General features: G+C 55.4%; 1 protein-coding gene. It reads left to right on the plus strand.

The window, feature by feature from the left end; genetic code table 11:
* Positions 1-190: 190 nt before the first annotated feature.
* Positions 191-535 (plus strand): TCP-1/cpn60 chaperonin family protein (locus BN1800_RS39785; RefSeq protein WP_280174006.1); only part of this gene is annotated, 345 nt, incomplete at its 3' end.

Raw genomic sequence — 535 nt, forward strand, 5'->3', positions numbered from 1 at the left:
GATCAACGGCGAAGATCTGCTGATCATGAAGGAAGCCGACATCATGGGCATCATCGGCTGATCCAGCCGATCGCTTTTCCCGAAATTGCTGACAACCCTATTCTGGAGTTTTCAAAATGGCAGCTAAAGAAATTAAATTCGGCCGCACCGNTCCCGAAATTGCTGACAACCCTATTCTGGAGTTTTCAAAATGGCAGCTAAAGAAATTAAATTCGGCCGCACCGCGCGCGAAAAGATGCTGCGCGGCGTCGATATCCTCGCTGACGCAGTCAAGGTAACGCTCGGCCCCAAGGGCCGTAACGTCATCATCGATAAGTCCTTTGGCGCTCCGCGCATCACCAAGGACGGCGTCTCGGTCGCCAAGGAAATCGAACTTGACGACAAGTTCGAGAACATGGGCGCCCAGATGGTCCGCGAAGTTGCTTCGAAGACCAACGACATCGCCGGCGACGGTACCACGACCGCGACCGTTCTGGCTGCGTCGATCATCCGCGAAGGCAACAAGGCGGTTGCCGCCGGCATGAACCCGATGGAC

The organism is Rhizobium sullae (assembly GCF_900169785.1).
Lineage (GTDB): Bacteria > Pseudomonadota > Alphaproteobacteria > Rhizobiales > Rhizobiaceae > Rhizobium > Rhizobium sullae.